At 75.4% G+C, this 13,340-nt stretch carries 10 protein-coding genes; 6 read left to right on the top strand and 4 right to left on the bottom strand.

Annotated elements, in window-relative coordinates; translation table 11 throughout:
• Positions 1–23: 23 nt before the first annotated feature.
• Complete coding sequence (locus ACZ52R_RS31170; RefSeq protein ID WP_465622423.1) at positions 24–1,241, top strand: alpha/beta hydrolase family protein; 1,218 nt, start codon at positions 24–26, stop codon at positions 1,239–1,241.
• Between the two features lie 41 nt (positions 1,242–1,282).
• Here the strand turns inward: ACZ52R_RS31170 and ACZ52R_RS31165 are convergent, their stop codons facing one another.
• Positions 1,283–1,594, bottom strand: a complete 312-nt coding sequence (locus ACZ52R_RS31165) for a cupin domain-containing protein (protein ID WP_465754529.1) — start codon at positions 1,592–1,594, stop codon at positions 1,283–1,285.
• Between the two features lie 380 nt (positions 1,595–1,974).
• Here ACZ52R_RS31165 and ACZ52R_RS31160 point away from each other — a divergent pair, with 380 nt between their 5' ends.
• Entirely contained in the window at positions 1,975–3,036 is a 1,062-nt protein-coding gene (locus ACZ52R_RS31160; RefSeq protein ID WP_465754528.1) for a hypothetical protein, read from the top strand.
• 224 nt (positions 3,037–3,260) lie between these two features.
• On the opposite strand, the gene ACZ52R_RS31155 is transcribed toward ACZ52R_RS31160, so the two are convergent.
• Positions 3,261–3,632, bottom strand: coding sequence for a winged helix-turn-helix transcriptional regulator (locus ACZ52R_RS31155; protein ID WP_360508949.1), 372 nt, complete (start codon positions 3,630–3,632; stop codon positions 3,261–3,263).
• A 92-nt stretch (positions 3,633–3,724) separates the two neighbouring features.
• On the opposite strand from ACZ52R_RS31155, the gene ACZ52R_RS31150 reads away from it, so the two are divergent.
• Together ACZ52R_RS31150 and ACZ52R_RS31145 are read left to right on the top strand one after the other, a co-directional pair.
• Positions 3,725–4,564 carry an SDR family oxidoreductase gene (locus ACZ52R_RS31150; protein ID WP_465754527.1) on the top strand — a complete coding sequence of 280 codons (840 nt, stop codon included), beginning with the start codon at positions 3,725–3,727 and terminating at the stop codon, positions 4,562–4,564.
• Positions 4,565–4,893: 329 nt separating this feature from the next.
• The gene (locus tag ACZ52R_RS31145; protein ID WP_465754526.1) at positions 4,894–5,565 is read left to right on the top strand and encodes a hypothetical protein; all 672 of its coding nucleotides are present in this window, start codon (positions 4,894–4,896) and stop codon (positions 5,563–5,565) included.
• Between the two features lie 299 nt (positions 5,566–5,864).
• On the opposite strand, the gene ACZ52R_RS31140 is transcribed toward ACZ52R_RS31145, so the two are convergent.
• Together ACZ52R_RS31140 and ACZ52R_RS31135 are read right to left on the bottom strand one after the other, a co-directional pair.
• Complete coding sequence (locus ACZ52R_RS31140; RefSeq protein WP_465754525.1) at positions 5,865–6,707, bottom strand: alpha/beta fold hydrolase; 843 nt, start codon at positions 6,705–6,707, stop codon at positions 5,865–5,867.
• Positions 6,708–6,711: 4 nt separating this feature from the next.
• A complete protein-coding gene (locus ACZ52R_RS31135; protein ID WP_465754524.1) occupies positions 6,712–7,353 on the bottom strand; it encodes a dihydrofolate reductase family protein in 642 nt (213 codons plus the stop codon).
• A 596-nt stretch (positions 7,354–7,949) separates the two neighbouring features.
• Here ACZ52R_RS31135 and ACZ52R_RS31130 point away from each other — a divergent pair.
• Both ACZ52R_RS31130 and ACZ52R_RS31125 read left to right on the top strand, forming a co-directional pair.
• Positions 7,950–9,257 (top strand): hypothetical protein, encoded by a 1,308-nt coding sequence (locus ACZ52R_RS31130; RefSeq protein ID WP_465754523.1) that lies wholly within the window; start codon positions 7,950–7,952, stop codon positions 9,255–9,257.
• Positions 9,258–9,927: 670 nt separating this feature from the next.
• Positions 9,928–13,323, top strand: a complete 3,396-nt coding sequence (locus ACZ52R_RS31125; RefSeq protein ID WP_465754522.1) for a hypothetical protein — start codon at positions 9,928–9,930, stop codon at positions 13,321–13,323.
• The last annotated feature ends 17 nt before the right edge of the window (positions 13,324–13,340 follow it).

The following is a 13,340-nucleotide window of genomic DNA, read 5'->3' as shown; positions in this document are numbered from 1 at the left end:
CGATAAGCGGTCTGGGGTGCACCATGCGATTCCTGTACGAGGACGAGTCGTTCTCCTTCGAGGCCCTGCGTGCGGCCGGCTTCGCCAACGACGGCGGCGCCGACCTGGGCGAGGTCCTGACCACCCTGCGCAACGTCGCCGAGGGCGACGAGGAGGCCTGGCTGCGTGAGTGGACGAACACCGCGCGGCGCGTCCACGCCATCGGCACCCGCGCCCTGACGGCCGGCCACAAGGTCAGCGCCCGCGAAGCCCTGCTGCGCGCGTCGAACTACTACCGCACCGCCGAGTTCTACCGCCGCGACGACCCCGCCCACGACCCCGAGGTCAAGACCCTCTCCGCACTGTCCCGCGAGACCTTCGCGACCGCCGCGTCGCTGATGGACACTCCCGTCGAGGCCCTCCGCATCCCCTACGAGGACACCACCCTGCCCGGCTACCTCTTCCTCGTCGACGACTCCGGCGCCCCCCGCCCGACCGTCATCTTCACCAGCGGCTTCGACTCCACCCTGGAAGAGGCCTACTTCGTCATCGGCGCCGCCGCGCTGCGCCGCGGCTACAACGTGCTGGCCTACGACGGGCCCGGCCAGGGCGCGGCGCTGCGCGAGCAAGGGCTCGTCTTCCGTCCGGACTGGGAGGCCGTGGTCACCCCGGTGGTCGACCACGCGCTCACCAGGCCCGAGATCGCCCCCGACCGGCTCGCGCTGCTGGGCTACAGCCTCGGCGGCTACCTCACCGCCCGCGCCGCCGCCCACGAACACCGCCTGGCCGCCCTGGTCCTGGACGACGGGCTCTACGACTACCACGACGCCCACACCCGGCTCATGCCCCCGTTCCTGCGGGAATGGATCGAGGCCGGCCGCGACGACCTCGCCGACCCCGTCGCGAGCCTGCTCATGCAGGGCAGCACCCAGCTCCGCTGGGCCCTGCGCAACGGCGTGTGGGCGTTCGGCGCCGACTCCGTCGCGGACTACATCCGCCGCACCGCCGACTACACCCTCGACGGCGTCGCCCACCTCATCGACTGCCCGACCCTCATCCTGGACGCCGAGGACGACCAGTTCTTCCACGGCCAGCCCCAGCGCGTCCGGGCCGCACTGACCTGCCCCCACACGCTGGTCACCCTCCCCGAGGCCGAAGGCGCGGGCGAGCACTGCCACATGGGGGCGATGTCCCGCTTCCAGCAGGTCACCTTCGACTGGCTCGACACCACCCTGGCCCCGACCGTCAGGCCCGCCGCCTGACGACAGCAGGTGGGGCCAGGCGGCGCGGGTCATGGTGCGGGTCAGGCGCTGCGGGCCCGGAGGTGGGCGCGCTCGCCCTGGTGCCCGAAGAGGACGAGGAGTTCGACGCTCCGGTCGCCGTCCGGGCCGAGCCGGTGCGGTACGTGGGTGTCGAGCTCGGCGGCCTCGCCCGCCGTGAGGACCACGCTCCGGTCACCCAGCAGCAGGCGCAGGCGGCCGGAGAGCACGTAGACCCACTCGAACCCCTCATGGGTCTCCAGCCGGGAGAGGGTGCTCTCGTCGATCCCGGTCAGCTCGGCGAGTTCCGCCGGCGTCATCCTGCGCCGGCGGCGCATCTCCGCGGGTTGCGTCATGCGTGGCGACCGCCATCAGAACAGCCGCCGGACAGCCGCGGCGCGCACAATCGGTCGTCACACAGGCGGCCACCCAACCGCGAGCGGCGCCGGTGAGCCGGTACCCCACAGCGGTGGCGGCGGACGGTTCGGGGCGCGGGGACGGGGGGCCGAGCGGGCCGCTCCCTGCGGCCGGCACCCGGCCGCGGTGGGACCTCGGCCCTGGACGCGGCGGCGACGCGGCGTGCCGATACGATCCCCCTCGCCGCGCACGCAGGTGCGAGGGCGGGGGGCTGGAGGCGCGGCGCGCCCGCGCGGTGCCCTCGTCCGCGCCCGGTGCCCGCCGAGGACCGCTCGGATCCGGGCAGGCGGCCCAACCCCTCCCGCTAGGAAAGCAGTTCATGGTTTTCGTGCTCATCGCCGTGCTCGTGGTCGTCGCGGGCAAGGTCATCGTCTCGCGGGTCTCCCGGGAACGCCGCAGCCGCAGGGAGGCCGAGCTGCGGCAGGGGCTGGTCCCGCGCGAGCAGCTGGTGCTGCAGGGCGACGAGCCGTCCGCCGAGCTGGCGGCCGTGCTCGACGCGGCCCGGGCCGGTGACTGGCGCCCGGTAGCCGCGTACCTGGGCGAGGCCGAGGGCAGCGGTGACGCGTACCGGCGCTGGATGCGGATGGCGCCGCTGAGTGCGGCGGCGGCGCAGGACGACCACTGGCTGCGGCTGTGGCGCGAGGAGGAGCCGCGCAACGCGGCGGCCGCCCTGCTGCAGACCGATGCGCTGGTCCGGCTCGCCTGGGAGATCCGCACCGCCAAGTACGCCTCCGAGGTGACCCGGGAGCAGGCCGGCGGGTTCCTCCGGGTCCTGCGCGAGGCGGAGCAGGCCGCACGGGAGGCCGTCGCGCTGGCGCCGGCCGGGGACCCCAACCCCTGGGTGGCGCAGATCGCCATTGCCATGGGACTGGGCTGGTCGCACGAGGACTTCCGTGAGCTCTGGGCCGCGGTGGTGGCCCGTGATCCGCACCACCTGCGGGCGCACGAGGGCGCGTTGCAGTACTGGTGCGCCAAGTGGCACGGCAGCCACGAGCTGATGCACGCCTTCGTCGACGCCGCGCTCGCGGACGCGCCGGCCGGCGGCCTGCTGACCAACCTGAGGGTGCAGGCGCTGTTCGAACAGAACACCCGTGACAAGGCACCGGCGGCCGCCTACCGGACGCCGGAGTTCACCGCCGCCGTGGACGCCCTGCTGGCCGACCTGGCGCAGGCCGATCCGGCGCATCCGCAGCTCCAGGGCGCCCGGGGCTGGGCCGCCTGGTCACTGGTCATGAACGCCCGGGTGGCGCCGGCACTGGAGCTGTTCCGGGTGATGGGTCGCGAGGTGGCCGGCCCCTGGCTCTCCTACGACGACCCGCAGACGGCCTTCGACCGGATGCGCGAGATCGCCGTCCGGGCGATCGCCCGGGCGAAGGCCTGACACACGCCCCGGCGCGGTCCGGTGGCCGATGCACCGGCCCGGTACGTCGAGCGGGCCGCCGCGGGTGCCGGCCCGCTTTCGGAGCGCCGGTGGCAGGCCATCGACGTCCTGACCGCCCGGGGCCACGACACCACCGCGCCGCGAAGGGTGCACCGGTCACCACCGCGCTATCCGGCGACCACTGCGCTATCCGGCGACCGCTGCGCTATCCGGCGACCACCGCGCTATCCCGCGCCGCGTGGCGACAGCCGCCGGGTGATCCGGTCGAAAAGCTCCGTCAGCGGCTCCCCGACGTCCCGTCCGAACTCGGTCAGCCCGTAGGTGACCTGAGGCGGCGTCGTCGGCTCGACCTTCCGCCAGACCAGGCCGTCCTGGACCAGCGCGCGCAGGGTCTGGGCGAGCATCTTCTCGCTGATGCCCTGGATGCTCTCGCGCAGCTCGAAGAACCGAAGGTCGTTGCTCCGCAAGGAGATCAGCACCCAGACGCCCCACCTGCTGGTGACGTGGTCGACCACATCCCGCGCGAGGCAGTCGGTGTGAAACACGTCATACCGCTTCCCCGCCTCGACCTGTCCGGGCTGCACGCCTTCTGCCATGTCATGAGCTTACGTCAAGGTACGTCCTTACCAGGAGTTAGCCCGGGCTCCTAGCGTGCAGGCCACGGAAGACATCCGACAAGGAGCTGATCATGATCGTGGTGACCGGGGCTACTGGAAACATCGGCCGGCCGTTGACGCAGGCCCTGGCCGAGGCGGGCCGGCCGGTGACGGCAGTGTCACGGCGCGCGGCGGCGGTGCCCAACGGCGTCCGCCACGTGGCAGCCGACCTGGCCGAGCCGGCCGGCCTCAAGCCCGCCCTGGCCGGGGCGGAGGCGCTGTTCCTGCTGCTGTCCGGCGACCTGCACGCCGCCGGAGCCGACCCCGCCGGCATCATCGGCGCGGCTGCGGCCGGCGGCGTCCGCCGGGTCGTCCTACTCTCCACACAGGGCGTGGCGACCAGGCCCTTCGGCCCGACACGGATCGCGATGCGCGCGCTGGAGGACACGCTGCGGCAGTCCGGCCTGGAGTGGGCCGTCCTGCGGCCGGGCGGCTTCGCCTCCAACGCCCTGTGGTGGGCCGAATCCGTGCGCGCGCACCAGGTCGTCGCCGCGCCCTTCGGCGACATCGGCGTGCCGATCATCGACCCGGCGGACATCGCCGCCGTCGCGGCGGCCTGCCTGCTGGACGACCGGCACACCGGCGCCGTGTACGAGCTGACCGGCCCGGAGATGATCACCCCGCGTCGGCAGACGGAGGCCATCGCCGCCGCGCTGGGCTCGCCGGTGAGGTTCCACGAGCTCACCCGCGACGAGGCCAAGGCCGCCATGACCCGCAGCATGCCGGCGGAGCTCGCCGACGACACCCTGGACATCCTCGGCTCCCCGAACCCGGCCGAGCTGCGTGTCAGCCCGGACGTCCAGCGAGTCCTCGGCCGTGCCCCGCGCCCCTTCGCGCACTGGGCCGCCCGCAACGTGGCCGCGTTCCGCTGAGACCCCTCAGCGCCGCCGGAACCGCGTCCAGCTCAACCCGCCCTGCCCGGTGGTGAGTTCGATCACGGCCGGGTCGGCGCCGTCGCCGTCCGGGGGGCCGCGAGGTGGGCGGCGTCGCCGAACAGGGTCACCTCCGGTACCCGGTCCCACCGGTGCTCGGCCGGCAGGGCGTCGACGGTCGGCCGCCCCAGGGTGCGGACGGCGGTGGCCGAGGCCGCGCCGCTGTTCTCGGGACCCGCAGGACCGGGCGAGTGCGGCCGGACGCGGCGGACTGTCAGTCCCGGTCGGCAGGATGGGTGGTGACGCAGCAGCCCGTACCGAGGAGCACCGTGACCACCGCCACCGAACCGACCCACCGCCCCGCCTTCCAGGCACTCTGGTGCGCCACCGACCTCGGTCCGCACCGCCCGTGCGGCGGTACGTACGAGTGGTACGACCCCGAGGCGCTGCCGCCGCTGGACCCGGCCCGCTTCGACGGCGGGTTCGGGTGGCTCGGCGGCACGGGCCCGGTGGTCCCGGAGATCGCCGGGCACCTCGACGCCGTTGCCGCCGAGCTGGCGGGCGCCGGGATGGTGCTGCCCGCGGACTTCACGGCTTTCCAGACCGGCGCCGACAGCCACCGGGCCCTGGACGCGGTGTCGGCCACGGCCTGCTGGACGGACGTCTCCTCGCCGATACCGAGCCCGGTGGAGCCAGGAGCCTTCCTGGTCCGCTTCCTGCGCGACCAGCAGGACTGCGTGCACTGGTACCTCTACCTCCGCGCCAGCGGGGAGGCCTTCGTGGTGGCCTCCCCGCTGGACCTCGCGGAAGCGCCCGGCCGGGACGAACCGGGCGTGCCGGTGGACTGGTTCGGGGCCATCGCCCGGTGCGCTTCCTCGTTCGAGGAGTTCGCGTACCGGTTCTGGGTGGAGAACCGCCTGTGGTGCGCGCTGCACGGGTACGGAGAGGAGAGCATGGACGACGAACTCGCCGGGTACCTCGCGCACTACGAGCGGGCCTGACACCCCTGCCCGGGGCGGGCAGCGGGCCGCCCCACGAGGGCGACACGTGGTGCTTCGCGCGAGCCGTCGACCCTCCCGCCGCTGCCGGAGTCGCCGACCGCCGCCCTCCTGCGCCAACTCGCGGTACCACGTGTTCGACGCACGCGGGTCGCGCTGGTCCTGGCGGTCGTTCGTCCTCGCCATGGCCTCGTCGTTCGGCGCCCTGCGAGTCGACGCCGCCGAGCAGGGCGCCGCCCTGCGGCCACTCGTGCTGTGCGCCACCGGCCCGAAGGCCGGACCCGCGCGGCACCCTGCGTCCCTTATCCGAGCGTGAGCATCGCCTCGGTGACCTCGCCGACCGCCGCATCGGGGATCGCGGTGGCGGCCTCCTCGAGGACGAGTAGCCGTGCCCCGGGGATCTCGCGCGCGATCGCCTCGCCGTTGCCGACGGGGAAGAACCGGTTGCGGCGGCCGTGGACGACGAGCGTGGGGATCCCGATCCCGGGCAGGCGTTCGCGCCAGCGGGGTTCGCAGTCGAGCCTGGAGAACACCAGGCCCAGCTGGTTGGCCATCCGGACCGGGGGTGCGGTGCCGGGCGTGCGGTCCCAGATGCGCGCGGCGGTTGCGCGCGCGGTGGCGGGGTCGTCGCCGAGGATCCGTGCGCCGGCGGCGGCGAACTCCGCAACCGCCTCGCGGTCGTTCCAGTCGGGCATCGGGCGGGTGAACAGGCGGCTCATCGTCGCCTGGTCGTGGTCGGGGAGGTCGTCGTCGGGCGGGCCGGGGGCGACCGCGCGGGTGCCGACCAGGGTGAGCGCGGAGAACGCGCCCGGGTGGTCGAGCACGGCCACCTGGGCGACCATCCCGCTGACGCCGATCCCCGCGAGGTGCGCGGGCGCCCCGCCGAGCGCCCCGCCGAGCGCCGCGGCGTCGGTGGCGAGGTCGCGCAGGGTGTAGGCGGGTGCCTGCGGATCCGTCGTCGTCGACTCCCCGCTGTCGCGCAGGTCGTAGCGCACCACACGGCGGCCGCCGGCGGCGAGGCGCTCGCAGAGCGCGCCGGGCCAGGAGAGCATCGTCGGCCCGCCCGCGAGCAGGACGAGTGGCGCGTCGTCGTCACCGAACGACTCGATGCCCAAGGCGATCCCGTTGGCATGGACGGTGGTCATCGGATCACCGGGATTCGTCGTGCCCGAGGCCGCGGTCGGGCGCGCTCATGTCGCCCGTGGCGGGTGTGCCGTCGGCGAGCCCGTAGCGCATGAAGACGGTGCCCTGCGGACCGGCCACCGGCGGTTCGAGGAGCGTGACGTTCGTGGGCACCGCGCCGCCGTCGAACACCTTCTTCCCGACGCCGAGCACGACCGGGTGCACCCAGAGGTCGAGGCGGTCGAAGAGCTTGTCGCGCAGGAGGGTCTGGACGAGGTCCAGGCTCCCGACGACCTTCACGTGTTCGTGCCGGTCGCGGAGCTCGCGCACCGCGGCGGGCAGGTCCGGGCCGAGCTGCGTGGACCCGGCCCACGGGAGCTCGGGCGTGCCCCGGGAGGCCACGTACTTCGGGACGCGGTTGAAGAGCTCGGCGATCTCGCCGTCCTTCTGGTGCGGCCAGTAGGCGGCGAAGATGTCGTACGTGCGCCTGCCGAGCAGGAGGGCGTCCGTATCCTCGTACGCGGCGAGGATCTGAGCCCCGGTGACCTCGTTCAGCAGGGGCGCCTGCCAGCCGCCGAACGGGAACCCGACCGGGTCCTCGTCGGGGCCGCCGGGCGCCTGCCCGACGAGGTCGAGGGTCGCGAACAGCTCGATGTGGATGAGTCCCATGTCTGTACTCCGATGAGTCGGTCGTTCCGGGCCGTCCCGGTCAAGATGTAGACCGGTCGGCGCCCGAAAACTCATCGCCGCGCCGCCAACCGATTTCCGCCGCCGCCCGTCCGTCTCCACCTGCGGCCGCCGCTGCCGCTGCCGGTCCCCCCTCGCCGGCGGTCACACCCGCACGGAGCGTCCTGGCCGGATCGGCATCGACGCACCGGTTCGGCGGCCGCCGGACGGACAATCGGCTTGCGGCGGGCAGCGGCGTTCGGACATGATCCTCCCCATGCGTGACCTCGACAGGAAGGGCGGCCCCCGCCCGAGCAGGTGAGCCCCACCCGCCGCCGACGAACGGCGGCCGGCCCCGTGCCACCCCTCGCCGGACGCCCGCACCCGGCCCCGCCGCCACGGTCAGGCCGCCCCCTCGGTTCCGCTCCGCCACGTTCACCGCCACGGCCACCACCGCGACCGCGCGCGAGCGCACACCCGCCGTCGGCGCACCCGCCGTCGACGCACCGGTGCCGCGCTCCCCGCCGCCCGCACACCCGCGGCCCACGCCGCCCGCCGCCTTCGTTCCCCGACGACAACGACCCCCCGGAGGAAACCCTGTGACGACGACCTCGCTGGACACCGCCTGGAGCCTCATGGAGTCCGGCGACCCGGGCGCCGCCATGCGCGAACTGCGCTCGGTCGCACGTGACCTGCCGGCCGCGCAGGTGGCCCCGCTGGTCGAGCGGCTGGCCGCCGACGGCGGCTTCGACGACCTCGTCGATGCCGCCCGCGCCCTGGCCGCCAAACCCACCCACCCCGACGCGCTCTACCGGTACGGCTACGCCTGCGTCGGGCGCGGCGCCTCCTTCCTCGCCGTCCCCGCACTCACCGAGGCCCTGCGCGCCGCCGAAGCCCCGCGGCGCGGCCTGCTCGCCAAGGTCCGCAGCCGCGCCGACCAGCGACTTCCGATCATCGCCGAACTCGCCACCGCCCTCGAGGACGAGGAGCACCACGCCGAGGCCGTCACCCTGCTGCGCGACCACGACGCGCTGCTCCGCGACTGGCCCGAGCGCTACCTGCTCGCCTACAACACCCTGATGGCCGGCGACGCCGCCGCGGCCCGCACCGCCTTCGACCGCCTGCCGGCCGAGGCCGGCCGGTGGCAGCCCGCCGCCGACCGGCTGCGCCGCTCCCTCGACCGCGCCGCGGCTGTCGCTGCCGCGCAGCCCGACGGCCCCGACCCGCTCCACCACCAGGCCCTGCGCGCCTGGCACTTCACCCTCACCGGCGGCCTGCTCGCCACCCTGTCCCCGTACGGGTGGGACGCGGGCATGACCGGCCGCTACGCCCTCCTACAGGACAGCTACGCGCTGTGCCGCGAAGGCCTGGAACGGCTGCGGTTGATCCTGGAGACGACCGGGACGCGCCCGCACTCGGTCTCCCTGCTGCCGGGCCGCGCGGACCGCGCGCTCGGCCTGGCCGCCGCGGGCCTGCTCGGTCTGCCCGCCCAGCCCTACCGGCCGGGCACGGCGAACACCGTGGTGGTGGCCTACGACCTGAGCGAGGCGGACGCCGACCTGGTCTCGCGCCTGAACGAGCGCGCACCGGGCGAGGTGCTGTACGAGCACGCGACCTGCTGGACCGAGCCGCCCGGCGTCGCAGCCGACGTCTGCGGCCTGCTCGGCCAGACGATCCTCGCGCCCTGGGAGCCGCTCGGCGGCGAGCCGGACGAGCGGACCGCCGAGGAACTGGCGGTCGACATCCGCTCCGCCGACCCGACCCCTGACCCCGGCGACGGTGAGACCCCGGCCGACCCGGACGAGGCACTGGCCGTCCTCGCCCGTGCGGTCGCCCCGCACTGGCTGACCGGTCCGCGCGACCGCTGCCGCTCCGCCGGCCCGGTGCGCAGCTCCCGCTTCGCCTGAGCCACGGGACGGAACATCACGCCGCCGGGCTGACACGCCGCTTCACGACGTCGAGGCCGGACCCGCATCAGGCGGTCGGCGGAGGGCAGGTCCTCGTCCAGGGCGCCTGTCCCCCCTGGACCCCCTGCTCCTGCGTGGGAAGTCGGGCCCGCCGACTTCCCACGCGGCGCATCGCGCCTCCAACCCGGCCCGGAACGCCTCCAGCCGCTCGGCCGGCCCCTGCGGGTGGCCCAGCATCGGGAGGTGGTCGCCGGGCATCTCGTCCGGCCGGAAGCCGAGCCGCTCGTCGACGTGGCGCCGCAGGAACGCGGGCGGGAGGAACCGGCCGGGCCGGTGGCCGGCAGCTACCTGGTCGGGTACCTCCGTCCCGGCCACTCAACGGCCACGGCGTCCCGAGCGGGCTCTCGGACCGTTCCTCCTGCTCAGCGCAGCTGCTCGGCCAGTCCGACGATGGTGCCCGCCGGGCCCGCCCGGTACCCGCGCTCCCCGGCGGCCATGGCCCCTACCTGCACCGGGGTGCGTGAGCCGGCCCGGGCCCCGCGCCACCGGGAGCCCGCCGGGCAACGGCCACCGGCGGCCACCGGCGGCCACCGGCGGCCCACCGGCGGCCACGGAAGGCCCGGCGAAAATCGGGTGCGGGGCCGATGCCCGGGCGGCAGAATCGGCGGCGATGCTTCAGATCACCGCCGATCGGCTGCTGGCCGATGTCGAGTCCCTGCCCCACGCCCTGCGCCTGCGCGAGATCGCCCGCGCCGCCCACCGCCTCGCGGAAGGGGGCCGACTTGCCGCCCTTCTCGACGAGTTGGCCACCGGTGGCCCGTACGAGCAGCGGGTCGCCGCGCTCGCTGCCCTGGCCGGTAAACAACTCCCGTACCTGTCGGGAAGGTTGACCGACCCCGATCCGGTGGTGCGCCGCTACGCCCACCGGGCGGTGCGTGAACTCCCGATGCCGGACGAGGTGGTGGAGCAGGCCATCCGCACCGCCCCGACCGCGGTCCGGGACGAGCTGATCCGCGCCGTCCTGAAGGCCGGCCGGACGGCGGTGGCCGAGCACCTGGTGCCCGTCGCCCGGCAGCGGTGGGGATGCGCCGAGGCGGGGCGGCTGCTGCCGGTCTGCTCACCGGCGTTCGTGGCCCGCGAACTGTCCGATCCGGCCCACGCCGTCACCTTCACCCGGTCGCTCGGCGAGCGTCACCCGGCAGCGGTGCTGGACGAGGCGGACCGTCGGCTCACCGAACTGCCCCGCGCGGAGCGGGCGTGGTTCTGGCGGCAGAACGCCGTCGGGCTGGGCGCCGCCGCCGGCCGGCTGCCCGGGAAGGCACTGGACCTGCTGGAGCGTCACCCCGCCGCCCAGTACCGGCCGACCTTTCCCGCGCCGTTGCGCGACACGTTCGCGGCCCTGGCCGCTCACGACCCGGAGCGGACCGCCCGGATGCTGGTGGCCGCCGGTCGGCACCGGCACGATCCGGTGCTGCGTCCCGCGCTCGCCCGCCGGCTGGTGGCGGCTCCGCTGCCGCTCCTCACCGAACTGGCCCACCGCAGCGCCGCCGACCACGCGGCGCTGTCGCGCCGACTGCCGCCGGCCGCCCGGCCGGCCCTGCACGACGCGGTGGTGGCCGTGTCGAAGGTCCACCCCCGTGGGTACTCCGGAGAGGTGCTGGCCACCCTGCCCGCGCCGGAGCGGATCGCCCGGGCCCGGGCCCGGCTGGCCGAGGAGCCCGAGGCGCTGGACCTGCTCGTCCACCTCCCGGCCGCCGAGGCGCTGCCCCGGCTGCTGGCGGAGACCAGGACGGCGGAGTCCTGGGACCGGGGCTACGCCTGGGGCCAGGTGGTGGTGCACGCCGGACTGTCCGGTGCGGCGAGCGCGGTCCGGGAAGCCCTGGTCCTGCTCCAGCGCCTGCGCAACGAACAGGACCCGGTGCGGGCCGAAGCCCTGGCAGAGGTCGCCGCCGTACCGCCGAAGCTCTTCGAGGCCGACGCGGCCGCACTCCTGGCGCGCCTCACCGAGGACGCGCTGACCGCGCGCGACTGCTCGCCGTACACCCGGACCCAACTCACCCGGCTGGCCTGCTCCGTGCTGGCCGAGCACGCCGGCGGCACCGCCCGGGACCTGGTCGACTGGGCCGTCCGCACGATCGAAAGGGTCGTGCCGGTCGTGCCGGCCGCGCCGGCCGCGCCGACCGCGCCGACCGCTCCAGCGCCGGCCGCGCCGGCTGTCCCACGGGAGCGGCAGGCCGCGGTGGCGGCCGAGCTGCGGCCGGCGCTGGAGCGGTCGACCTCACTGCTGCTCGCGTTCGTCGACGGACTGCACCCTGCCTCCCGTCGGCTTCCCTCGGTAGTCGGTCTGTTGGAGCGCGTGCCGGCCGATGACCGGGAGTACGGACGGGCGGTGACCCACCTGCTCGCAGACCCCGCCACCCGCGGGCAACGGGTGGCCCGCCTGATCGAGGCCGAGCCCGCCGCCGCCGCGCTCCCGGCAGTGCGGACGGTGCTTACCAGGGACCGCACCGATCTGCTCGCACCGCTGCTCGCCCCCATGCTCGCCACCGGGAGCAGTACGCCGGGCGGGCCCGCCCCGGTGCCGCTCACGCCGGTGCCGTCCGCCCCGATGCCGCTCACCCCGGTGCCGCGCGACCTCGCCGCCGCCGACCGCTGGACGGACCGGCAGGTACGGGCCGCCGCCGCATGGGTGGCCCGGACGGTGGACGACACCACGGCGACGCCCGAGCAGCGGACCACCGCCCTGCGGGCCGCCGCGTACCTGCCCGGCCACGGCCGGGAACTGCTGCTCCGGTACGTCGACTCGACCGACGTGGTGCTCTCCGAGGCCGCCCTCGCCGCGCTGCCGTGGACGGCCCGGCCCGCCGAGGCGCTGCCCGTGCTGCTCGGGTTCGCCGGCGACGAGCGCGCCCGGGTCGCGGTGTACGCGGCCGGCCGCGCCGCCCGGTTCACCCCGGCGGACGAGCTCGGCCCGGCCCTGACCCGGATCGTGACCGACCCGACGACCAAGGTGACCAGCCGCAAGCAGGCCGTCCGGCTCGCGGCCGCCCACCTGCCACTGCCCGAGGCGACCGCGCTGCTGGAAGCGGCCTACCGGGCCCCGGAGCAGCACCAGGACGTGCGGCGGGTGGTGGTGGAGCAGGTGGCGGCCCGGCCCGCCGACCTCCCGCTCTGGGACGTGCTGACGGAGATCGCCGAGGGCACCTCCGAGCTGCGGACGGTGCTCGCCGGGGACCTCCGCCCGTACGGACTGCCGGTGGACGACCGCCGCCGCTACGCGGAACTGGTCGGCCGGCTGGCCCTCGCCGAGGACACACTGGTCTCGGCCATGGGCGCGGGGAAGCTCGCGGTGTGGGGGCGGTACGCCCCGGAGGCGGTGGCCGCGATGGTCCCCGTGGTCACGGACCTGGCCGAACGGGAGCGGTGGCGGCCGGCCGCACGGGCGGTGGGCGCGATCGCCTGGTCGGACGCGCCGCACCCGTTCGGCGGCGTCGCCCCGGGGAGCCTGCTGGAGCAGACCCTGAGCCGCCTGATCGAGGCCGTCCGCGCCGGCGGGCCGGCGGACGACGAGGGCCGGGACGAGGCGGCCCGGCAGCGGATCGAGCAGTTCAGCAGCCGGCACTTCTACCGCGTGGAAGCGACGGCCGGCGGCCGCGCGAGGGACCGCGCCGTGGCCGCCCTGCTGATGACCGAGCCGTCCCTGGTCCCGCAGGCCGCCCCCCGCCTGTGCCGCGCCATCGACCTGGACTCCGCGACCCTCGGCGACGACCTCATCGAGCTGGCAGCCGTGTTGACGGATCGCCCGCTCCTCGCCGGCACGGTGGCCGAGGAACTGCGTCCGGACGACCACCGGACACCGCCGGGGGAGCACACGGCGGCGGCCGTCCGTCGGTTGACGGAGGACGGCGGCCTGGCCGCCGGGCTGTTCGCGGCCAGACTGGTGGCCCTGTACGGCCCCGGCCGGCAGTGGTCGGCGCCGTGGCGGGCGGCCCTGCTCGCCCTGCGCCGGCATCCGCAGCCCGATGTCCGCGACCGCGCCTTGAGCACCTGGACCGCGCAGGAGTGATGGTCCGCCAGGCCCGC

This window comes from Kitasatospora sp. NPDC034023, assembly GCF_055575795.1.
The sequence above is the reverse complement of the archived record's forward strand: the minus strand, read 5'-3'. Positions and strand labels throughout refer to the sequence as shown.